This is a genomic window from Pseudomonas sp. TMW 2.1634 (assembly GCF_001703595.1).
In the GTDB taxonomy this organism is placed as follows: domain Bacteria; phylum Pseudomonadota; class Gammaproteobacteria; order Pseudomonadales; family Pseudomonadaceae; genus Aquipseudomonas; species Aquipseudomonas fragi.
Window position 1 is genome coordinate 5,150,285 of record NZ_CP016849.1, and the last position, 20,350, is coordinate 5,170,634.

Annotated in this window: 18 protein-coding genes; 9 read left to right on the plus strand and 9 right to left on the minus strand. The window is 59.2% G+C overall.

The window, feature by feature from the left end; genetic code table 11:
• Positions 1–133 precede the first annotated feature (133 nt).
• Positions 134–892: an SDR family oxidoreductase gene (locus tag BFC21_RS24465; protein WP_088379171.1), complete on the minus strand. Its 759-nt coding sequence runs from the start codon at positions 890–892 to the stop codon at positions 134–136.
• Positions 893–944: 52 nt separating this feature from the next.
• Here BFC21_RS24465 and BFC21_RS24470 point away from each other — a divergent pair, with 52 nt between their 5' ends.
• From BFC21_RS24470 to groL, 4 genes are all read left to right on the plus strand, one after another.
• The gene (locus BFC21_RS24470) at positions 945–1,670 is read left to right on the plus strand and encodes a HugZ family protein (protein ID WP_086795999.1); all 726 of its coding nucleotides are present in this window, start codon (positions 945–947) and stop codon (positions 1,668–1,670) included.
• Between the two features lie 71 nt (positions 1,671–1,741).
• Positions 1,742–2,212, plus strand: coding sequence for an FxsA family protein (locus tag BFC21_RS24475; RefSeq protein WP_016779793.1), 471 nt, complete (start codon positions 1,742–1,744; stop codon positions 2,210–2,212).
• A 241-nt stretch (positions 2,213–2,453) separates the two neighbouring features.
• On the plus strand, positions 2,454–2,747 hold the full coding sequence (locus BFC21_RS24485) for a co-chaperone GroES (protein WP_016779794.1): 294 nt from the start codon (positions 2,454–2,456) through the stop codon (positions 2,745–2,747).
• 49 nt (positions 2,748–2,796) lie between these two features.
• A complete protein-coding gene (gene groL / locus BFC21_RS24490) occupies positions 2,797–4,437 on the plus strand; it encodes a chaperonin GroEL (RefSeq protein WP_016779795.1) in 1,641 nt (546 codons plus the stop codon).
• A 226-nt stretch (positions 4,438–4,663) separates the two neighbouring features.
• On the opposite strand, the gene BFC21_RS24495 is transcribed toward groL, so the two are convergent.
• Positions 4,664–6,613: an LTA synthase family protein gene (locus BFC21_RS24495; protein ID WP_088379172.1), complete on the minus strand. Its 1,950-nt coding sequence runs from the start codon at positions 6,611–6,613 to the stop codon at positions 4,664–4,666.
• Positions 6,614–6,831: 218 nt separating this feature from the next.
• Here BFC21_RS24495 and colR point away from each other — a divergent pair, with 218 nt between their 5' ends.
• The 5 genes from colR to BFC21_RS24520 all read left to right on the plus strand — a co-directional run bounded on the left by colR (position 6,832) and on the right by BFC21_RS24520 (position 10,603).
• Positions 6,832–7,515 carry a two-component system response regulator ColR gene (colR, locus tag BFC21_RS24500; protein ID WP_016779797.1) on the plus strand — a complete coding sequence of 228 codons (684 nt, stop codon included), beginning with the start codon at positions 6,832–6,834 and terminating at the stop codon, positions 7,513–7,515.
• Complete coding sequence (locus BFC21_RS24505) at positions 7,505–8,785, plus strand: HAMP domain-containing sensor histidine kinase (protein ID WP_088379173.1); 1,281 nt, start codon at positions 7,505–7,507, stop codon at positions 8,783–8,785. Before colR ends, BFC21_RS24505 begins: the two co-directional genes overlap by 11 nt.
• Positions 8,786–8,981: 196 nt before the next feature.
• Entirely contained in the window at positions 8,982–9,662 is a 681-nt protein-coding gene (locus BFC21_RS24510; RefSeq protein ID WP_095005238.1) for a class I SAM-dependent methyltransferase, read from the plus strand.
• Between the two features lie 3 nt (positions 9,663–9,665).
• Positions 9,666–10,382 carry a lipopolysaccharide kinase InaA family protein gene (locus BFC21_RS24515; RefSeq protein ID WP_088379175.1) on the plus strand — a complete coding sequence of 239 codons (717 nt, stop codon included), beginning with the start codon at positions 9,666–9,668 and terminating at the stop codon, positions 10,380–10,382.
• Complete coding sequence (locus BFC21_RS24520) at positions 10,382–10,603, plus strand: hypothetical protein (protein WP_088379176.1); 222 nt, start codon at positions 10,382–10,384, stop codon at positions 10,601–10,603. The genes BFC21_RS24515 and BFC21_RS24520 overlap by 1 nt, the downstream gene beginning before the upstream one ends.
• Before the next feature lie 180 nt (positions 10,604–10,783).
• Here the strand turns inward: BFC21_RS24520 and BFC21_RS24525 are convergent, their stop codons facing one another.
• The 7 genes from BFC21_RS24525 to BFC21_RS24555 form a co-directional block, all read right to left on the minus strand.
• Positions 10,784–11,881 carry a DUF1513 domain-containing protein gene (locus BFC21_RS24525; RefSeq protein WP_095005240.1) on the minus strand — a complete coding sequence of 366 codons (1,098 nt, stop codon included), beginning with the start codon at positions 11,879–11,881 and terminating at the stop codon, positions 10,784–10,786.
• Positions 11,882–11,895: 14 nt separating this feature from the next.
• A complete protein-coding gene (locus tag BFC21_RS24530; RefSeq protein ID WP_088379178.1) occupies positions 11,896–12,960 on the minus strand; it encodes an imelysin family protein in 1,065 nt (354 codons plus the stop codon).
• A 26-nt stretch (positions 12,961–12,986) separates the two neighbouring features.
• Positions 12,987–14,414, minus strand: a complete 1,428-nt coding sequence (locus tag BFC21_RS24535; protein WP_088379179.1) for a di-heme oxidoredictase family protein — start codon at positions 14,412–14,414, stop codon at positions 12,987–12,989.
• Positions 14,415–15,014: 600 nt separating this feature from the next.
• Complete coding sequence (locus BFC21_RS24540; protein ID WP_095005242.1) at positions 15,015–16,361, minus strand: imelysin family protein; 1,347 nt, start codon at positions 16,359–16,361, stop codon at positions 15,015–15,017.
• 161 nt (positions 16,362–16,522) lie between these two features.
• Positions 16,523–18,574: a bifunctional diguanylate cyclase/phosphodiesterase gene (locus BFC21_RS24545; protein WP_088379180.1), complete on the minus strand. Its 2,052-nt coding sequence runs from the start codon at positions 18,572–18,574 to the stop codon at positions 16,523–16,525.
• Between the two features lie 240 nt (positions 18,575–18,814).
• Positions 18,815–19,411, minus strand: coding sequence for a superoxide dismutase (locus BFC21_RS24550; RefSeq protein WP_060690988.1), 597 nt, complete (start codon positions 19,409–19,411; stop codon positions 18,815–18,817).
• A 283-nt stretch (positions 19,412–19,694) separates the two neighbouring features.
• A complete protein-coding gene (locus tag BFC21_RS24555; protein WP_120266590.1) occupies positions 19,695–20,297 on the minus strand; it encodes a LysE/ArgO family amino acid transporter in 603 nt (200 codons plus the stop codon).
• Between the last annotated feature and the right edge of the window lie 53 nt (positions 20,298–20,350).

Consider the following 20,350-nt stretch of genomic DNA (forward strand, 5'->3'; position numbering starts at 1 on the left):
GGCTTCGTAGATTTGTAGTCGCTGCCGCAGGCTGCGAGAGCCGACCGCACGGTATTTGACCGCGTGGTCTTTGAGTGAACGGGTTGCTCCGCAACCCTTCGCAGCCTGCGGCAGCGACTACAAGGTTTTTGCTCTATATCCGCAACCCACCATCCAGTTCCAGAATTCGCCCGGTGTAGTAGTCGTTTTCAAAAATATACGCCGCCGAATGGGCGATTTCTTCAACTTTGCCCATGCGTTTTAGCGGTATGCCCGCGGTCATTTTTTCCAGGGCTTCGGGCTTCATGCCCAGGGTCATTTCGGTTTCGATAAAGCCAGGTGCAATCCCGGCTACCCGAATGCCGTAGCGCGACAGCTCCTTGGCCCAGGTCACGGTTGCCGCCGCAACCCCGGCCTTGGCCGCCGAGTAGTTGGTCTGGCCGACATTGCCAGCACGGGAGATCGACGAAATATTGATGATCGCGCCCTGGCTGTTGAGCTCGATCATTTTCGCCGCCACCTCGCGGGTACACAGGAACACTCCGGTCAGGTTGACGTCGATCACTGCCTGCCATTGCGCCAGGCTCATCTTGGTCATGACGCCATCCTTGACCTTGAGCAGCAGCCCGTCACGCAAGATTCCGGCGTTGTTGACAAGACCATTGATCGCGCGAAAATCTTCTGCAATCTGGGCCACGGTTTGCGTAACCTGTTCTTCGTCAGCGACATTGCACAGGTAAGCGCGAGCCTCGACACCGTGTGCCTGACAGGCCGCAACGGCCAACTCGAGCTTTTCCGGGTTGAGGTCGACCAGTGCCAGTTTGGCGCCCTTGGCCGCCAGGTACTCGGCCATTGCACGGCCCAGGCCCTGGCAGCCGCCAGTGATAATGATTACTTTGTCTTTTAGTTGCATGTGTGCCCTGATCTCGACCGTTAAATGCGGATTTTTATTAAGGAGTCATAAGTTGAGCGTTGAAGCTGCCAAGCATGCCCGAGAATTATTGCTCAAGGAATACCGTGGCGCCCTGGCTACCCAGTCCAAGGCCATGCCCGGTTTCCCGTTTGGCTCCGTGGTGCCGTACTGCCTGGACGAGCAGGGGCGGCCGCTGATCCTGATCAGCCGCATTGCCCAGCACACCCATAACCTGCGCAAGGACCCCAAGTGCTCCCTGATGGTGGGCGAGCGCGGGGCTGAAGATGTGCAGGCGGTCGGCCGCCTTACCGTGCTGGCCGAAGCCGAACAACTGAGCGATGCCGCCGCCATTGCAGCCGCCGCCGAGCGTTACTACCGCTACTTCCCCGAAGCGAAGGGCTATGACACTGCCCATGATTTCGACTTCTGGGTGCTCAACCCGGTGCGTCACCGTTACATCGGCGGCTTTGGTGCCATTCACTGGCTGGACCAGGTCACGCTGGCCAACCCCTTTGCCGGGCAGGTCGAGGTGCGCATGGTCGAGCACATGAACAGTGACCACGCCAATGCCATCGAACACTATGTCGAAATGACCGGGCTGCCCCGCACAGCGCCAGCTACGCTGGTGGGCATCGACAGCGAAGGCATGCACTTGCGCATCGGCGAAGGGCTGCACTGGCTGGCCTTTCCTGAGCCTTGCAACACTTCGACACAGGTACGCGAAGCTCTGGTTTTGCTGGCCCGAGCCAGTGAATGGCCGAAAAAACAGACGGTCTGACCTTGAATTTGTACAGGCGCGCCGTCATCTAGTCTTGGTTGGAAGATATTCTTCCGGAGAGGAATCATTTGATGCGCGCTTTTCTATTGCTCTTTCTGTTGTTTCCAGTGCTAGAGCTGTACGTCTTTTTCAAGGTCAGCACCGCTATCGGGTTTTTCCCCGCGTTGTTGCTGATCATTGCCGGCTCCATGCTCGGTGTACTGGTCGTTCGCGTCGCAGGCCTGGCCACGGCGCTCAAAGCGCGTGAAAGCCTTAACCGCGGCGAGCTGCCTGCCCAACAAATGCTTGAAGGCCTGATGCTGGCGCTGGGTGGTGGCCTGTTGGTTCTGCCTGGTTTTATCAGCGATGCGGCCGGTCTGCTGTTGCTGTTCCCGCCAGTTCGTCGGTTCCTGGTCAATCGCCTGCGCAAGCGCGCAGAAGAACAGGCCATTCGCCAGCGTGCGTTTGCCGAAGATTTCGAAGCTGCACGACCGCGCTCCCATCAGCCTTTGGGGCGTGAGCCCAATGTGATCGAAGGCGAGTTCGAACACCGCGACAAATAAGGCTTTGGCATGAACAACACGGCACCCTGGGTGCCGTGTTTGTTTTTGGCCAGGCGCCAGGTTAAAAAATTCCTGGGGCTGCCCTTGTAATAAGTGGATGCGCCCTTATGTAACGGACACCGCAGGGTTTTACTGGCAACAGCAAAACTCCAACCGCGAATCGCACCCGGCATTTCCGGATTTGCAAACCCAGCCGGTATTGACACCGGCCGATGAACACCACAATTAGGAGAGATCGACAATGAAGCTTCGTCCTCTGCATGACCGCGTCGTAATCCGTCGCAGCGAAGAAGAAAAGAAAACCGCTGGCGGTATCGTTCTGCCGGGTTCTGCTGCCGAAAAAGCCAACAGCGGTGAAGTCATCGCCGTTGGTACCGGTCGCGTTCTGGACAACGGTGAAGTACGTGCGTTGGCCGTGAAAGTGGGTGACAAGGTTGTGTTCGGCCCTTACTCCGGCAGCAACACTGTAAAAGTCGACGGCGAAGACCTGCTGGTTATGGCTGAGAACGAGATTCTCGCTGTAATCGAAGGCTGATTTCCCGCTCCTTTTCCCGTTACTACAAAGTATTTAAGGAAGAACGAACATGGCTGCTAAAGAAGTTAAATTCGGCGACTCCGCCCGTAAAAAAATGCTGGCCGGTGTAAACGTCCTGGCTGACGCAGTAAAAGCGACCTTGGGCCCTAAAGGCCGTAACGTGATCATCGAGAAGAGCTTCGGCGCTCCGACCATCACCAAGGACGGCGTGTCCGTTGCCAAAGAAATCGAGCTGAAAGACCGCTTCGAAAACATGGGCGCGCAGCTGGTTAAAGACGTTGCCTCCCGTGCCAACGATGACGCTGGTGACGGTACTACCACTGCAACCGTTCTGGCTCAGTCGATTGTCAACGAAGGCCTGAAAGCCGTCGCTGCCGGCATGAACCCGATGGACCTGAAGCGCGGTATCGACAAAGCGACCATCGCTATCGTCAAAGAACTGCGTCAACTGGCCAAGCCATGCGCTGACGGCAAGGCAATCGCTCAGGTAGGTACCATCTCTGCCAACTCCGACAGCTCCATCGGCGAAATCATTGCCGAAGCCATGGAAAAAGTCGGTAAAGAAGGCGTGATCACCGTTGAAGAAGGCTCGGGCCTGGAAAACGAACTGTCTGTTGTTGAAGGCATGCAGTTCGACCGTGGCTACCTGTCCCCTTACTTCGTGAACAAGCCAGACACTATGGTGGCTGAGCTGGACGGCCCGCTGATCCTGTTGGTAGACAAAAAGATCTCCAACATCCGCGAAATGCTGCCAGTTCTGGAAGCCGTTGCAAAAGCCGGCCGTCCACTGCTGATCGTGGCTGAAGACGTTGAAGGCGAAGCCCTGGCGACTCTGGTTGTGAACAACATGCGCGGTATCGTTAAAGTGGCTGCTGTTAAAGCACCAGGCTTCGGCGACCGTCGTAAAGCCATGCTGCAGGACATCGCTGTTCTGACTGGCGGTACCGTTATCTCCGAAGAGATCGGCCTGAGCCTGGAAAGCACCACCCTGGAGCACCTGGGTAACGCCAAGCGCGTGATCCTGTCCAAAGAAAACACCACCATCATCGATGGTGCTGGTAACGATGCGGACATCCAGGCACGTGTGACCCAGATCCGTGCTCAAGTGGCTGACACCACTTCGGACTACGACCGTGAAAAACTGCAAGAGCGTCTGGCCAAGCTGTCTGGCGGCGTTGCCGTGATCAAGGTTGGCGCTGGTTCCGAAGTAGAAATGAAAGAGAAGAAAGCCCGCGTTGAAGACGCCCTGCACGCAACCCGTGCAGCCGTTGAAGAAGGCGTGGTACCTGGCGGTGGCGTGGCACTGGTTCGCGCTCTGCAAGCCATCTCCGAACTGAAAGGCGACAACGCTGATCAGAACGTGGGTATTGCTCTGCTGCGTCGTGCTGTTGAAGCACCTCTGCGCCAGATCGTTGCCAACTCCGGCGACGAGCCAAGCGTAGTTGTCGACAAAGTGAAGCAGGGTTCGGGTAACTACGGTTACAACGCTGCTACTGGCGAATACGGCGACATGATCGAAATGGGTATCCTTGACCCGGCCAAAGTGACTCGTTCGGCTCTGCAAGCGGCTTCGTCGATTGCCAGCCTGATGATCACCACTGAGGCGATGATCGCTGAGATCCAGGAAGACAAACCAGCTGGCGGCATGCCAGACATGGGCGGCATGGGTGGTATGGGCGGCATGATGTAAGCCAGCCTTACCCCGATACGCAAAAGCCCCGCCTGAGTGATCAGGCGGGGCTTTTTTGTGGGTCTATTAAAAGCCCCTCACCCTGGCCCTCTCCCAGAGGGAGAGGGGATTGACCGAGCTGATGCAGGATTCAACTCAATGCATTCAGGCTGCAGAGATTCTGCAATATCCCCCAATCAGCTCCCTCTCCCTTTGGGAGAGGGTTGGGGTGAGGGTCGCAAGGCAATTACCGTTGCGAAACCTGCCCCGCTTCGACCTGTACCGGCTTCCAGCCCAGCAACTGCTGCTTGAAGCCATGACTGGCGCCCTGATAGTAGGCAATCGCCCGCTCAATCAACGGATCGGTCGCCGGTACCCGCGACTCAATACTGGTGCTCAGTGCATCATCATGGCGGCGCAGCCCCTGACGCGGGCTGAGAATGGCCAGGTCTTTGCCGTCAAACAAACCCAGGTGCTGGTAGTTGCCCACCACCACTCGCGGTGGCAACGGGTTGTCCTGCAGCAGGTTACGGCCAAAGAAAGTCGACTGGTAGTCCAGGTTCAACAAACCGAGCAAGGTCGGCGCCAGGTCGATCTGGCTGGCCAGTTGCGAGTTCTCGCGGGCCTCAATCAGTTTTGGCGCATAGATAAACAGCGGGATCTGATAGTTGGTGATCGGCAAGTCTTCCTTGCCGGCACTGCCTGCCGTGTGGTCGGCCACGAAAACGAAGATGGTGTTGTCGAACCAGGGTTTTTTACGCGCCTCGTTGAGGAACTGGCCAATGGCGTAGTCGGTGTATTTCACCGCGCCGTCACGACCGTTACCCGACTTGATGTCGATCCGGCCTTCCGGGTAGGTGTAAGGGCGGTGGTTGGAGGTGGTCATCAGTTGCAACAAAAACGGCTTTTGTTGCGCGTAATTGGCGTCGGCCAGTTTCAGGGTTTCGCGGTACAGGTCTTCGTCAGCCATGCCCCAGGCATTTTTGAAATGGATATCGGCTTCATTCACGCTGCTTTGGTCGACAACGCGGTAGCCGTTGCCACTGAAAAAGGCGTTCATGTTGTCGAAGTAACCGCGCCCGCCATACACGAACACGCTGTCATAGCCCACGCCATTGAGCTGCTGGCCGAGGCTGGCAAAGCCGCTTTCACGGCCGATACGCTTGACGATGGAGCGCCCCGGTGTCGGCGGAATGGCCAGGGTAATGGCTTCCAGGCCGCGGTCGGTACGGGTGCCGGTGGCATAGAAGTTGTTGAAGTACAGGCTCTCCTTGCGCAGTTGGTCCAGGTTCGGCGTCAGGTTGCGGCCGTCACCGTTGCTGCCCAGGTACTTGGCACTGAGGCTTTCGATGGTTACCAGCACGATGTTGGGTTGGCGCACAGTGCCAGGGTTGTCGATATTGCGGCGGATATCCAGCGGGTCCTGGCCAACGAAGGTGGCGTTGGGTTCAGTCAGTTCTGCACGCAGCTGTTTGGCCACTACGTCGGTGGGCAGGCTGGCGTAAAACTGCTGGTAATCCAGCTCGTTGTTACGGAACGCAGCGAAGAACTGGTACGGGCCATTGCTCGCCAGTTCATGTTGGTAGGCGTTGCCGCCCTGGCCGCGCGGGCCGTCCTGGTCCAGCAGTTGCAAGCTCAGGCCGGCTACCAGCAACAGGCCGGCAAAGGTCGCCAGACGACCGCCAAAGGAGGGCAGCGGTGCATTCATGGCGGCATTGAACGGCTTGCGCAGCACCAGGCTCAACACAATGGCCGCCAGGGCGATGGCGCTGAGCAGGATACCGATCGGGTAGGATTCCAGTACGTTGTTCAGTACTTCGTCGGAGTAGACCAGGTAGTCCACGGCGATAAAGTTGAAGCGCACCCCAAACTCATCCCAGAACAGCCACTCGGCGACGGCGGTGAACAACATGGCAAACAGGCTGACGGTCAGCAGGCCTTGCAGGAACCACTGATGGCCACGGCGGCGCCATAGCGCAGGCGGACAGAGCAGCAGGTAAAGGCCCAGCGGCAGGGCGGCATAGGTCAAAAAGCCAAGGTCGTAGAGCAGGCCAATCCCGAACACCGGCAGCCAGTTGTTGCCAGCCTCACCTAAATGGGTGACCAGCAGAACGCCTCGGGTGATCAAAAAAGTCGCCAGCCAGCAGCCAGTCAACAACAGGAGGTAGCGCATAGGCGCGGTGTGCAGCAGACGCATTGGATGTTTTTCCTTAAACGCGGAAGGCTTTATCGCGGGGGTGCGGGAGTGTGCGGGCGCCACTGTATTGAGTTTGTGAACCGATAGTAAAAAAAATGTCATTTCTGTGAGAGCTATAACTAAATTGTCTGAGCGCCCTGTGGTGCTGGCCCTGCGCGGTTGTTGGCCTTAAGCTGCGCGGGCCAAGACGGCCGTAACTGTGAACGGAGAGAGTGCCCATGCGAATTCTATTGGTTGAAGACAACCGCGATATCCTCGCCAACCTTGCCGACTACCTGGGTCTCAAGGGCTACACCGTTGATTGCGCGCAGGATGGTCTGTCGGGCCTGCACCTGGCGGCCACCGAGCATTACGACCTGATAGTGCTCGATATCATGTTGCCTGGCATCGACGGCTACACGCTGTGCAAGCGTCTGCGTGAAGATGCCCGGCGCGACACGCCGGTGATCATGCTGACTGCCCGCGACCAGCTGGACGACCGCCTGCAAGGCTTCAAGTCAGGGGCCGATGACTATTTGCTAAAACCTTTTGCCCTCTCGGAACTGGCCGCCCGGATCGAAGCGGTATTGCGTCGCGCCCAGGGCGGCGGACGGCGTGAGCTGCAGGTCGGCGAGTTGCGCTATGACCTCGATACCCTGGAAGTCACCCGTGAAGGCCGTTTGCTCAAGCTCAACCCGGTGGGCTTGAAACTGCTGGCGGTACTGATGCAGAAAAGCCCCCATGTGTTGCGCCGCGAAGTGCTGGAAGAAGCCTTGTGGGGCGATGATTGCCCGGACAGCGACAGCCTGCGCAGCCACGTCCACCAGTTGCGCCAGGTCATCGACAAACCGTTCGACAAGCCTCTGTTGCATACCGTACATGGCGTGGGCTATCGCCTCGCCGAGGTCCGTGATGGAGTTTAGGCAAAGTCTTTCCCAGCGGATCATCATCGCTTTTGCCTTGATGAGCGCGCTGGTGGCAGGGACATTCGCTGTGGGCATTATTGCCACCGTGCATCTGGTCGAAGAGAAACTTATCTCGGCAGGGCTGGGCGGGGATTTGCAGCGCCTGCTGCTAATGGACAACGGCGCAGAGTGGAATCATCGTCCCAAGCCAAGCCAGCTGTTTTATTTCAGTGGCGGGCGTGGCGACTTTGCCCTGCCCAAGGACCTGCGTCACCTGGACCCGGGTTTTCATGAAGTCTTTCGCGACCAGCTGTCGTATCACGCGATGGTGGAAGTGGTCGATGGCCGGCGCTACGTCCTGTTGCAGGACCAAAGCGATTTTGAAGAGCGCGAGCGCGTACTGTTTGCCGTGGTTGCGGTGGGGTTTGTCCTGGCGCTGGCGCTGGCGGTGTTTCTCGGCTGGACCTTGGCCCGGCGGGTGATGGCGCCGGTGATCCGCCTGGCCCGTCAGGTTCGCCATCGCGATCAACTGCTGGGGCTGGCGCCGCCGTTGGCCCCGGATTACGCGGCCGATGAAGTGGGCGAACTGGCAGTGGCGTTCGATGCCACTCTGGGGCGCTTGCGTGACACCCTGACGCGCGAACGTTTGTTCACCAGTGACGTCAGTCACGAGTTGCGTACTCCGCTGATGGTGTTGGCCAGTTCCTGCGAGCTGTTGCTGGAAAGTCCATCATTGGATCAGCGCAGTCGTTCACAGGTCGAGCGCATTTCCCGCGCCTGTGAGGAAATGCGTGAATTGGTACAAACCTTCCTGATGCTGGCCCGTGCCCAGCATGAGGATGCCAGCATGTCGCCTACGGTGACCCTGACCACCGTGGCCGAAGGCCTGATCAACCTGTGGCGCGAACCCATCGAAGCCAAAGGCCTCGAGCTGATCTATGAGCCCGGCAACCCGCTGGACACACGGTACAACGCCACCTTCCTGCACGCCGTCATGGGCAATTTGCTGCGCAATGCCTTGCACTACACCGACACCGGTTTTATCCGCCTGACCCTTGAGGCCAGCGGGTTTGTGGTGGAAGACAGCGGCGTGGGGATCCCGGAAGAAAAACGCCAGGCCATGTTTCAACCCTTTGTCCGTGGCAGCGAAAAACGTGGCGAAGGGCTGGGCCTGGGCCTGTCCCTGGTACAGCGCATTTGCGATAGCCAGGGCTGGCGCGTGACCCTGACCACGATGGAGCCCAACGGCTGCCGTTTTCGCGTCGAACTGGCTCCGGCCGACGTCTGATCCCCTTTCGTGGCCTGCGCTCTGCAGGCCGCTCTCCCTGCGCATTAGTCGATACATGGCCCTGCGCCAGTATTTTCGCCCTGTAAAACCTTGAAATGTTTATGTGGAATGCCCTGACGGAATTTTCACCTGTTGATGACCTGATGCAAACGTTCGGCTGATTAAGGTAGTGCTCATTAGCTTCAGGAGCACTGATATGAGCCCGATCATCAAACTCAAATTTTCTGAAAAGTACGATCAGCAACACGCTACGCAATACCTGATCAAGCATCAGGACGGCCTGGCCCGGCGTTTGTCGCACAAGCGCGATGAACAATTGGCGCGCCGCGCTTTGCAGTTGGCTGGCGAGCCTCAGGTTGTCCTCGATTTGCCTTGTGGTGCGGGCCGTTTCTGGCCGTTGCTGGCGCAAATGCCTAACCGCGAAATCATTGGCGCAGACAACTCGGCGTCGATGCTGGAGGTGGCGTCGCTGGCGCAACCGGCCGAGGTGGTGAAACGGGTACGGCGTTTGCAGATGTCAGCTTTCGAAATAGATTTGCCTGACAACTCGGTTGACAGTGTTTTCTGCATGCGCTTGCTGCACCACATTGGTGATGCAAGCCATCGGATGGCTCTATTGCGGGAGCTTCATCGCGTTAGCCGGGACAGTGTGATTATTTCATTGTGGGTTGATGGCAATTTCAAGGCCTGGAAACGCAAGCGTCTTGAGCGTCAGCGCGCTGCAGAGGCAGAACAATTCGGTTACCAAAATCGTTTTGTGTTACCTGCTGCTACAGTGGAGGCGGAATTCAAAAAGGCAGGCTTCACCGTTCAGGATCATTTGGACTTTATTCCGCTCTACGCGATGTGGCGGGTTTACGTATTACGAAAGAGATAACTCATGACCGTTGATTTTGTACAGCAATCTCCCTCTGCGACTGACGACCCATTCGAGTTCTACTGGAATCAGCAAGGCGAATGGGTTGAAGAGCCCAACCAGCGTCGCGGTGGTGAGAGCGGTGTACAACGGATACATGACGCCGATGGGCGCTTGCTCTACGTCAAGCGACAGGTCGGGCATACCTACCGCAGCTGGCGTTACCCGCTGGGTCGCCCGACGGTTTTGCGGGAGCAGGATGCGTTGCTGGCCTTGAGCCGTTTGGCGGTGGGTGTGCCTGAACTGGTGTATTGCGGGGCGCAGCAAGCGCCAGACAAGCAATGGCGTGCATTGCTGGTGACCGTGGGCCTGGAAGGTTTTGTCGAGATCGACAATTGGTACGCCGCAGGTGAGCGCGAGCGTCACGGTGAAGCGGTACATGATCGCGTGCTTGAAGCGATCGGTCATACCTTGGCCCGCATGCATCTGGGGCGCTGGCAGCACGGCTGCCTGTACGCCAAGCATGTGTTTGTACGGGTGACGGGGCAGGGCGAAGGGGCAGTGATTGATGTGGCTTTGCTGGACCTGGAAAAAAGCCGGCAACGCCTGACGGCCCAAAAAGCCGCTTCCCACGATCTTAAACAATTGCGCCGCCATTCGTCGTGGAGTGCCACAGAGTGGGACAGACTGATCTACTTTTATAAGACAGTGTTTGGCAGCGCTATCAAAGGTTTACGGTGATGAAGCGAGAAATAGCACGAAGTTTGTTTCTGCTGGGCGCCTTGGTCATTGCTGGCGTGGCGTTTGCCGCTTGGGAACAACCGGTGACTCAAGTGTTGAGCGGGCCCCAATTGGGGGCTCATTGCCCATTACCGCGCGTAGTGAAAGCGGCGGTGGCAACCCGGCCCGATCACGATTTGCTGCTGTTTATGTTTGGCATGAGCCAGGGGCTGAAGAAGTAGGGCACAGAGCAAAAAACCTGTAGTCGTTGACGAGCCATGCGAGGCTACGTCCGGCTGCGCAGCAGTCGTAAAACCATCCAGCGTTGGTGTTTCTGATACACCGTGCCCACCGGCTTTACGACTGCTGCGCAGCCTGACGCAGCCTCGTTCCTTCGGCAGCTGCTACAGGTTTTTTTGGTTCTACAGGATATGCAGATGGTTGTCCCAAAGCCCTGACGGCAAATCCAGAGGCTTGGCAATCAGGTCGTTCTGACGGCAATCGTAGAAACGGCAGCGGCCCTGGCCGGACGTGACCACAAACCCATCCTTCACCGCACCCACCCCCGCACAATCCGGCAACGGCGCATCCAGGCGCAAGGCGCCGCTGTCCAGGTCCCAGACGAAAAACCGGTTGCCTCGCGGCGCCGTCAGCGCGACCAGACGCAACTCGCTGTGGACCGCGACACTGGCCGTGTAATGGCCCATTGCTCGCAGTTGTGGCTCGGCCACCGGGAAGGGCTCAAATGGCTGGCCGGGACGCTTGATGGCCAGCAATTCGGACAACTCATGGGCATCGCCCATAAATTGCTGGCAGGCGACGATGGTGCCGTCACTGGCAATGCCCAAGTGGCGCACGCTGTTCATTTGCTGGCTCAGGGTTTCCTTGCTGAGCAGGGTGCCATCACGCTGCATCAGCACCAGGCTGGGTTCCATCGCGTTGAGGTTCATCTCGACCCGGCTTTCGGCTTCGGTACGAATTCCGCCGTTGGCCACTACCAGTGTTTCACCGTCAGGCATCCACGACACCTGATGCGGGCCGACGCCGTGGGTGGGGATTTCGCCGCTGTGAACCAGGCGCTCGCCCTCAAAGCGATAAACCCCCAGCAGGCCACGGCCCGGATCAGTGGTGTCGTTTTCAGTGGTGTACAGCCACTCACCGTCTTTATGGATCACGGCGTGACCATAAAAATGCCGGTTGGGCAGGGAGGTCAGGGTTTGCAGCAGTTGCCCGTCGGTCAGGCTGACCAGGTAGCTTTCGGTACCGGGGCGCCGGGCCACGAACAAGGCGATGGGCAGCGTCGGGTGGTTGATGATGTCATGGCAGCGCTGGCCGACCCGGGTGCTGAACACCCGGGTGCCATCGAGTCGATAGCCGACGGCAAAGTGATTGCCGTCGGCATCGTCGCGGGCACTCAGCAGCAGCGGGCTTTGGCCTTTTTGTTTAAACAGCGACCAACCGCCCAGCGTCATTGCACTGAGCAGTAAACCACCAAGCTTGAGTGCTTGCCTGCGCATCATCGAACCTTCCTTTATCAATCGCCGTCGTTGGCGTTAAAGCCCAGCTGGATACCCAGGGCCTTGGCCAGTTCGCCTTCGTGCAGGCGGTGAACCACGTTGAGGCTGTCGTAGATGGCATTCAGCTGGGCGCGCCCGGCATCGTCCGCCAGCAGCTCATTGAGCGTGCGCTGGTTGTCGTTGAACAACTTGAGCGAGGTGGCGTAGGCCGCGTCGATCTTGTCAGCCAGTGGCTTTTGTTCGGCAGGCAACAGGCTGCGCAAGCCCTTGTTGTCGACACCGGCCCAAACGGTCTGGGCAGCGGCCAGGCTGGCGGCCAGGCTCTTGAGTGACGACTCGCTGCGCCAGGCATCGGCCTGGAACGGTTGCGGGATGCCCTTGCTCTGGCGGCCCATTGGCGTGCCGAGTTTTTTCTTCAGGGTATCGAGGGCCGTGACCTGAACGCGCAGGACGTCAGCGATGGCTTCGTGGGAGTCGGCATACCGCTGGTTGGGGAACTTGCTCATTTGCGCAAGCATGCCGTCCGTGCTGTTCCAGCTGGCCAGAATCTCTTCGGCCAGTTGCTTCTGACGTTCGCCGATGGCGGTCAGCAGCGGGCAGTAACGGGCTTTTTGCGCATCGTCAGCCAGGTTGATGTTGCTGTCGAACAGGATGTATTCGTAAGCCGACAGGCCTTGCACCACAACGCTGGACTTGGCCAGTGCGGCGGCATCGATCTGCGGCTGGGCAACCACCAACTGCTCGACCTGACGGCCGACCAGGTTCTTTTTGTCCGGCCAGAACTGCACCTGCCACGAGCGATTGCCTTCAGCCAAAGGCCCGATCAGCAGCGGTTGCAGTTCGGCCCAGGCCTTTTGCGCGTGCAGGAAGTCGGCGCGGGCAGTTTCCAGGGTTTCCTTGCCCTGGCAATAGGCCAGGGCGCTGACCGCCAGCTGGCGGTCAGCTTCAACCCAGCGGCTGTAGGTAGGCAGGATCACTTGTTTGGCGATGGCTGCCGAAGTGACTGCCTGCGGGTCTTGAGGCGAGCAGGCAGCCAGGGCGATGGCGGCAAGGCTGGTGAACAGAAGCTTGGGTCGAAACATGTCGGGGTCCCCGATCTTGTAAGGCGTTAAAGAGAGTTCAGGAACGCCAGCAACGCAGCGCGCTGCTCGGCATTAAAACGTAAAACCTGCTGCCTGGCCGGTTCGGCCTCGCCACCATGCCACAGCACGGCTTCAAGCAGGTTGCGGGCACGTCCATCGTGCAAAAACTGGGTGTGACCACTCACCGCCTGGGTCAAACCAATCCCCCACAGCGGTGGCGTGCGCCAGTCGCGGCCGCTGGCGGCGAACTCGGTGCGGTTGTCGGCAAGGCCCGGGCCCATGTCATGCAGCAGCAGGTCGCTGTAGGGGTGGATGACCTGGTTGGCCAGTTCGGGCTCGGCAGCGCTGGCCGATGTCGTGAAGGTCGGTGTGTGACAGGCGCTGCAGCCTGCCTGGTAGAACAGGTTTTTACCGGCCAGCACCTGGGGCGCGCCGACATCACGGCGGGCGGGCACGGCCAGGTTACGGGTGTAGAACTCCACCAGGCGCAGGATATTGTCGCTGACCTCGGGTTCGCCATCCGGGCCATTGCCGTTGGGCGCCTCGAGGCAGGCAGTTTGGGCCTTGGTGCAGTCATCGAAGGGTCTCAGGGAAGTCGTGAGGCCCATATCACCAGAAAAGGCGTGAACATTTTGTTGATTGAGGTTCGGTTGTCCGGCTTTCCAGCCAAAACGGCCCAAAACCGTCTTTTGTTGCGCGTCATCCCACACCCAGTTCGGACGCCCGGCCACGCCGCCAGCGGTTTTGCGCTGGGCATCGGCATTGGCCAGGATCGCCTCGTTGGGGATCGCCTCGAGCAGCCCCAGGCCAATCATCGGCGGCGCGATGCGCGCTGACATGCGGGTATCGGGGTGCATCGGGCCATAGCCCAATTGGGTGATTTGCAGCGTGGGCTTGCGCAACTCGACTTCAGTGCCGTCCTTGAAACGCACGGTCACGGGTTCGTAATCGACTCGCACCTTGCCCTCGGGGACTACACCGGGAACCGACATATCCTGCAATTGGCCGCCATAGACCGGCTCGGGCACGATGCCAGCCTGTTCGATCAGCGTGGCGTAGGTCGGGTCGTTGGGGATCGACAGGCGTACCAGCATCGACACCGAGTTTTTGGCGTCGGGGGCGGGCGGGTGGCCGCGGCCATCCTTGATATGGCAGTTCTGGCAGGCATTGGTGTTGAACAGCGGGCCCAGGCCGTCACGCGCGGTGGTGGTTGACGGAGCGATGACCCAGGGGCTGCGAAAAAAACTGTTGCCGACACTGAAATCCAGACGCCGGGTGGGCGAAAGGTTGGCTGACGGCATGGAAAAGGCGTTGTGATCGCTTTTACGCACCGTAGTCGCCCCGCCAGAGCGGGCTTCGCCGGGCTCGGGTTTGGTAAAGCGCGGGGCATCATCACAGCCGCCAAGGCCCAGGGCCACTAGCAACAGAGACAGGCGAAGAGGCAACGAAGGCATCAAGCGTCCAGATCAGTGAGCAAAATCGAGGGCGTAAAGTCTAGCAGGGAAGGTGAATTGAAATAAGAGGGATTAGCGTTTGCTGTGATGTGGGGCAGACAAATGACCCTTCTGCTTTTGATCTGTTTTTTGATTTTGATCTACCAGCCCCATCGGGAGGCCGAGAGGAGGTTCTGCGCAGTGGGTCTCCCGGCATGGATGCCGGGAGAGCCGCGATGGGCCATGGATGGCCCGTGGCGGCGTGCCCACGGAGCGGGACCGGAACGAGGGAACCTGAGCGCAGCGAAGGCCGTACGCCAGGGGCAAGCCTTTTTGGTTACTTTTTCGGCGTTTGGAAAAAGTGACTCGCTGTAAGAGCGAAACCATAATTTCGGTAAGACATAAATGCCGGATATGTACCCCGAACACCCGTTAAAACCACCCAGTACATATCCATTATATGTGTCACGGCTCTCTACGGGTTCCGCCCTCACTCCGGCACTGTTATGGGGGCACGCCGCTACGGGCCATCCATGGCCCATCGCGGCTGGCGCGGCGTCCTGCCGCAAAAAAAAGGCGACCCGAAGGTCGCCTCATTACTCAGTCACTCAGCGCCGCAGATCAAAAATCGTGATCGGCGTTGTCCGGGTTCAGATCGCTGATGCCCAGCTTGCCGGCGGCTTGCTCGATGGCACCGGTCTGCTTGACCAGCGCTGCAATGGCATCACGTACCACCTGGTTGCCCGCAGCGTTGTCCGCAGCGATCAACTGGTCGTAGTGCTCGCCCTTGTTGGCGCGATCAACCATGACCTGGATCTTGGCTTCGGTGTCAGCCAGGTCGGACTTGAGCGTGGCGTCGGTAGCCGGGTCGATAACCACCACCAGCGACGACAGGCTTGGGCCGGTCATTTTTGTGCCGTCGGCACGTACGTACTCGCCCAGGTACACGTTGCGGATGCCCTTGGCATCGTAGAAGTGCGAGTTGTGGGTGTTGTCGCTGAAGCAGTCCTGCTCGTCTTCAGGCGAGTTGGCTTCCAGGGACACTTTCATGCGCTCGCCGGCCAGTTCGCCCAGCGACAGGCTGCCCATGCCGAACAGCATTTTGCGCAGGCCGTTTTGTACCGGCTCGGCTTCCAGCGTGGCGCGGTAGTTGTCGGCCACGTTCGGTGCCCAGTTGCCGACCATTTCATTGAGGTCGTTAACCAGCAGCTGGGTCACGGCTTTCAGGTAAGCGCGACGGCGATCGTTATGACCACCGGTGGCGCCTTCGCCTTCCAGGTAGTCCGAAGCAGGGCGGTTGCCTGCACCCGGGCCAGTGCCGTTAAGGTCCTGGCCCCACAGGAGGAATTCGATGGCGTGGTAGCCGGTGGCTACGTTGGCTTCGGAACCGCCCAGCTCGTTGAGGCTGGCCAGGGTTTCCGGAGTGATTTCGGTGACGTCGACCTTGTCTTCGCCGACCTGGATCGTGGTGTTGGCGATGATGTTGGCGTTGGCACCCGGGTTGCCCAGTGCGCCGGCGTAGTTGGCATCAACGTAGTCGATCAGGCCTTCGTCCAGCGGCCATGCGTTCACCTGGCCTTCCCAGTCGTCGATGATGGTGTTGCCGAAGCGGAACACTTCGCTCTGCAGGTATGGCACGCGGGCTTCAACCCAGGCGGCGCGAGCGGCCTTGAGGGTGTCGTCGTTCGGTTTGGCCAGGAACGCATCGATAGCGGTCTGCAGTTTTTTGGCGGTGCTTTCTGCATCGCTGTACACGGCATGAACCATGTCAGCGTAATGGGCCACGACAGCCTTGGCAGCAGCTTCGTCGACTTTTGCCGCGGTGACGTCAGTGGCTGGCGTCGCGGTGCTGGTGGCGGCTGCCGGGGTCGGCGCCGCAGCGGTTTTTTCCTTGTCCTTGTCGCCACAGCCGGCGAGTGAGATAGCAATGGCCAGCAGACTGGCGGTAGCCAGGGGCATACGAATCATGGCGAAAATCCTGCTTCGAGAGGTGGGACAAGCGTGCGGCTGCACGCAAAACTGCCACATGATGCGAAAGATATGCATTTTCTGTAAAGGGCTACGGTTGGAAATATTTCTTGTTTACTTGCGCTCTGCGTCGGGGCTTTAGTGAATCTCGAAATATGGACTTACAGAATGACGGCCTTGTTACGCTTCGCCTGCTTCAGATAAGCGACCAACTCCCGTGCGCCCAGGGGTTTGCTGTACAGGTAGCCCTGGCCTTCATGGCAGCCTTGGGCGATGACATAGGCTTCCTGTTCGGCGGTTTCGACGCCCTCGGCGATCACCTGCATGCCCAGGCTTTTACCGAGCTGGATGATGGCGCGCACGATGGTGGCGTCGTCACCGTCATCGATCAGGTCCTGGACGAAGCTTTTATCGATCTTGATCTTGTCCAGTGGCAGGCTCTTGAGATAGCTCAAGGATGAATAGCCGGTGCCGAAGTCATCAATGGCAATCAGTGCACCGGAGCGGCGCAGGCTGAGCAGGTGCTGGGCCGCCGTGCTGATGTCTTGCATCAGGCTGGTTTCGGTGACTTCCAGCTCCAGGCTGCGCGGCGGCAAGCGGTGGCGCTGCAGCAGGTTGTTGACCACCCGCGGCAGCTCGACGTGGTGCAATTGCACCGTCGACAGGTTGACTGCCATGCGCAGTTCGCTGAAGCCCAGGTCATGCCATTCGCGCAGCTGGCGGCAGGCCTGGTCCAGTGCCCATTCGCCGATGGCAATGATGCTGCCGTTTTTTTCCGCCAGCGGGATAAACAGATCGGGCGGGACCATGCCGTGCTGCGGGTGCTGCCAGCGCAGCAAGGCTTCCACGCCGACCACGCGGTGGTCGCTGTAGCGGATTTGCGGCTGGTAGACCAGATGCAGCTGGTTGCACATGAGGGCTTCGCGCAGGTCTTTTTCCAACTCGCGCATGCGCCGCATCTCACGGTCGACGCTGGCGATATAAAACTGGTAGCGGCTGCGCGAGTAGCTTTTGGCCAGGGTCATGGTCTGCTCGGCCTTTTGCAGCAGTTGCTCAGTGGTGTCGCCATCTTCGGGGAACAGGGTGATGCCAATGGTGGCGCGCAGGCGGATGCTTTGCTGATCGAGGCTGAACGGCGATTCGAGGTCATCGAGGATGCTCTGGGCCAGCTCGGCGGCCTCGTAAGGCTGCTCGATATGGGCCTGCACCAGGGCAAACTGATCGCCGCCCAGGCGGCCAAGCGCACCGAGGCTGCCGCTATGGGCGCGCAAGCGGTCGGCCAGGGCCTGGAGCAACTGGTCGCCGGTCTGGTAGCCGAACTGTTCGTTGATGCCCTTGAAGTCGTCCAGGCCCACGCACAGCACGGCGACCCGGCGCTGCAAGCGGCCTGCATCGGTGAGGATCTTGCCCAGTTGCCCCTGCAATTGCTGGCGGTTGGGCAGCCCGGTCAAAAAGTCGTACTGGGCCATGCGCAGCAACGAGCTTTCGGCTTCGTGGCGCAAGCGGTTGTTGCGCTCGATCGAAGCCAGCAACTGATTGGAGGTATTGACCCACACCCCTAGCTCGTTGTGTTCATGGCCCTTGAGCAGGGGGATCACATGCTCGCTGGGGCGGTCGGGGTTGATGCTGGTCAGGTGGCCGATGATGTTGGACAGCGGCTTGGTCAACAGCCAGTGATAGACCAGATACAACACCAGCCCCATCAGCAGGGCGCGCAACAGGCCGGAAAACAGCATGACGGCGGAGTCGGTCAACAGGCCCTGGCCGTAAGTGGCGGTATCGAGGGTAATGCTCAGGTCGCCGTAGTATTCGCTGTAGGGCCCCTGGCCCACCAGCGGGATACTGAACGTGTGCTCGCGACCCAAAATCATGTCGGTCACCCAGCGGCTTGATGAATTGTGCAATGCCCGGGCTTTTTCGGCGAGGGCCGCTTCGTTGGGGTGGCCGATGGAGGCCTTGCGCACCGCCGGGTCCTGGAACAGGCCTTCGATGACTTGCATGGCCATGTCTCGGTCCAGGCTATACAGCGCCTGGGTCGAGGGGTCGCGAAACATGTCGAGGATGCGCCCGGCATCGGTCGTGACGGCCTGTCGGACTTTGTAGGCATCGAACACAATTTGTGCGCAACTCAGCACTGCTCCGACAACCAGTGCCGACAGCAGCACGATTCGAAGCAACTTGAGTGACAAGCTGTTTTTGAACTGCAGCTTCAAAGCGCTATTCCTTGTTTCTCGCCATTAATGCCTGTTGGGGGGACAAGTATGCAAGCCGTCAGCACACGCTGTTCACGATCGCCACTGTGTCGGTATTCTGACTTCGAACTTGAGGCGAGCAATTAAAAAAACCAACGCTTTCATACTAGCTGGCCCGGATTGCACGCAAGGGCCTTTTGGCACTTTTCACGAGGCCAAAAAAAACCCGGCAATGCCGGGTTTTTTTATCTGGAGCGAGGCTTAGGCAGTGAAGGTCTTGCCTTCGAACTGCTCAGCCACGAACTTCCAGTTAACGAGGTTCCAGAACGCTTCAACATACTTCGGACGTACGTTGCGGTAGTCGATGTAGTAAGCGTGTTCCCAAACGTCGCAGGTCAGCAGCGGGGTGTCGCCGCTGGTCAGCGGGTTGCCGGCGCCGATGGTGCTGGCCAGGGCCAGGGAGCCGTCAGCTTTCTTCACCAGCCAGCCCCAGCCGGAGCCGAAGGTGCCGATGGAAGTCTTGCTGAACTCTTCCTTGAACTTGTCGAACGAACCGAAGGCCGCGTTGATGGCATCAGCCAGTGCGCCAGTCGGTTGGCCGCCGCCGTTTGGCGTCATGCAGTTCCAGTAGAAAGTGTGGTTCCAGACCTGAGCGGCGTTGTTGAAGATACCGCCCGAAGAGGTCTTGACGATCTCTTCCAGGGTTTTGCCTTCGAACTCGGTGCCTGGCACCAGGTTGTTCAGGTTCACGACGTAGGTGTTGTGGTGCTTGTCGTGGTGAAACTCCAGGGTTTCTTTGGAGATGTGCGGCTGCAGGGCATCGTGTGCGTACGGCAGCGGCGGCAATTCGAAAGCCATGATGATTCTCCTAATCAGGTCAGTTGCGATGAGCGCAAGGCCGATCACGGGCGGCCAAACACGCGCCGATGAGTTTTTACTCTTTGCGGCGCAGGGTCAGGATCATAGCACCGGGGTGACCGCTTAACCACGCGACAACTGTGTGGGATAGACGTTTCAGCAGATGCAGGACAATTTTTTCTTAGCTGTGGGAGCGGGCTTGCTTGCGATGATATCGCTGGGGTTTGTCTGACAGACTGCGCCGTCTGCATCGCGAGCAAGCCCGCTCCCACAGGTTTTGCGCTCAACCCGAAACGATCAGCTGCACCGCTACTGCATACATCATCGCCGCTACCAGCAAGTCCAGGATGCGCCAGGTGTTTGGCCGTGCCAGCCACGGCGCAAGCCAGGCCGCGCCCAGCGCCAGGGTGAAAAACCACATCAGCGAAGCACTGGCCGCGCCCACTACATAAGCGCCCGGCACGCTTTGTTGCGCACCGAGGGAGCCGATCAGCAACACTGTATCGAGGTAAACATGGGGGTTGAGCAGGGTCACGGCCAGCGCACTGAGCATCACCGCCTTGAGCGAGCGGGCAGTCTGGCCGGCGGACTGGTCAAGGCTCGACTGGGAAAACGCACGGCGCAGTGCCTGGGTGCCGTACCACAGTAAAAACACCGCGCCGCCCCAGCGCGCCACGCTGAGCAACAGCGGGTTTTGTGCCAGAAGGGTGGCCAGGCCGAACACCCCGGCGGCCACCAGCAAGGCATCGCATATCACGCAAAACGCCGCCACGGGCAGATGGTGTTCACGGCGCAGGCTTTGTGCCAGGACGAAAGCATTCTGGGTGCCAATGGCCATGATCAGGCCGAACGCGACCAACAGGCCATTAAGGTAGCTTTGCCACATAAGGATTACTCGTTGTACTGCAGGCGGGGTTGCTGCTGGCTATTCTCCTGCCC

Coding starts and splice junctions, on each gene's coding strand:
- BFC21_RS24495 (WP_088379172.1), bottom strand. CDS start 6,613: ATGCGTCTGCTGCACACCGCGCCTATGCGCTACCTCCTGTTGTTGACT.
- groL (WP_016779795.1), top strand. CDS start 2,797: ATGGCTGCTAAAGAAGTTAAATTCGGCGACTCCGCCCGTAAAAAAATG.
- BFC21_RS24540 (WP_095005242.1), bottom strand. CDS start 16,361: ATGATTCGTATGCCCCTGGCTACCGCCAGTCTGCTGGCCATTGCTATC.
- BFC21_RS24475 (WP_016779793.1), top strand. CDS start 1,742: ATGCGCGCTTTTCTATTGCTCTTTCTGTTGTTTCCAGTGCTAGAGCTG.
- BFC21_RS24530 (WP_088379178.1), bottom strand. CDS start 12,960: ATGTTTCGACCCAAGCTTCTGTTCACCAGCCTTGCCGCCATCGCCCTG.
- BFC21_RS24535 (WP_088379179.1), bottom strand. CDS start 14,414: ATGCCTTCGTTGCCTCTTCGCCTGTCTCTGTTGCTAGTGGCCCTGGGC.
- colR (WP_016779797.1), top strand. CDS start 6,832: ATGCGAATTCTATTGGTTGAAGACAACCGCGATATCCTCGCCAACCTT.
- BFC21_RS24515 (WP_088379175.1), top strand. CDS start 9,666: ATGACCGTTGATTTTGTACAGCAATCTCCCTCTGCGACTGACGACCCA.
- BFC21_RS24510 (WP_095005238.1), top strand. CDS start 8,982: ATGAGCCCGATCATCAAACTCAAATTTTCTGAAAAGTACGATCAGCAA.
- BFC21_RS24525 (WP_095005240.1), bottom strand. CDS start 11,881: ATGATGCGCAGGCAAGCACTCAAGCTTGGTGGTTTACTGCTCAGTGCA.
- BFC21_RS24555 (WP_120266590.1), bottom strand. CDS start 20,297: ATGTGGCAAAGCTACCTTAATGGCCTGTTGGTCGCGTTCGGCCTGATC.
- BFC21_RS24550 (WP_060690988.1), bottom strand. CDS start 19,411: ATGGCTTTCGAATTGCCGCCGCTGCCGTACGCACACGATGCCCTGCAG.
- BFC21_RS24485 (WP_016779794.1), top strand. CDS start 2,454: ATGAAGCTTCGTCCTCTGCATGACCGCGTCGTAATCCGTCGCAGCGAA.
- BFC21_RS24505 (WP_088379173.1), top strand. CDS start 7,505: ATGGAGTTTAGGCAAAGTCTTTCCCAGCGGATCATCATCGCTTTTGCC.
- BFC21_RS24520 (WP_088379176.1), top strand. CDS start 10,382: ATGAAGCGAGAAATAGCACGAAGTTTGTTTCTGCTGGGCGCCTTGGTC.
- BFC21_RS24465 (WP_088379171.1), bottom strand. CDS start 892: ATGCAACTAAAAGACAAAGTAATCATTATCACTGGCGGCTGCCAGGGC.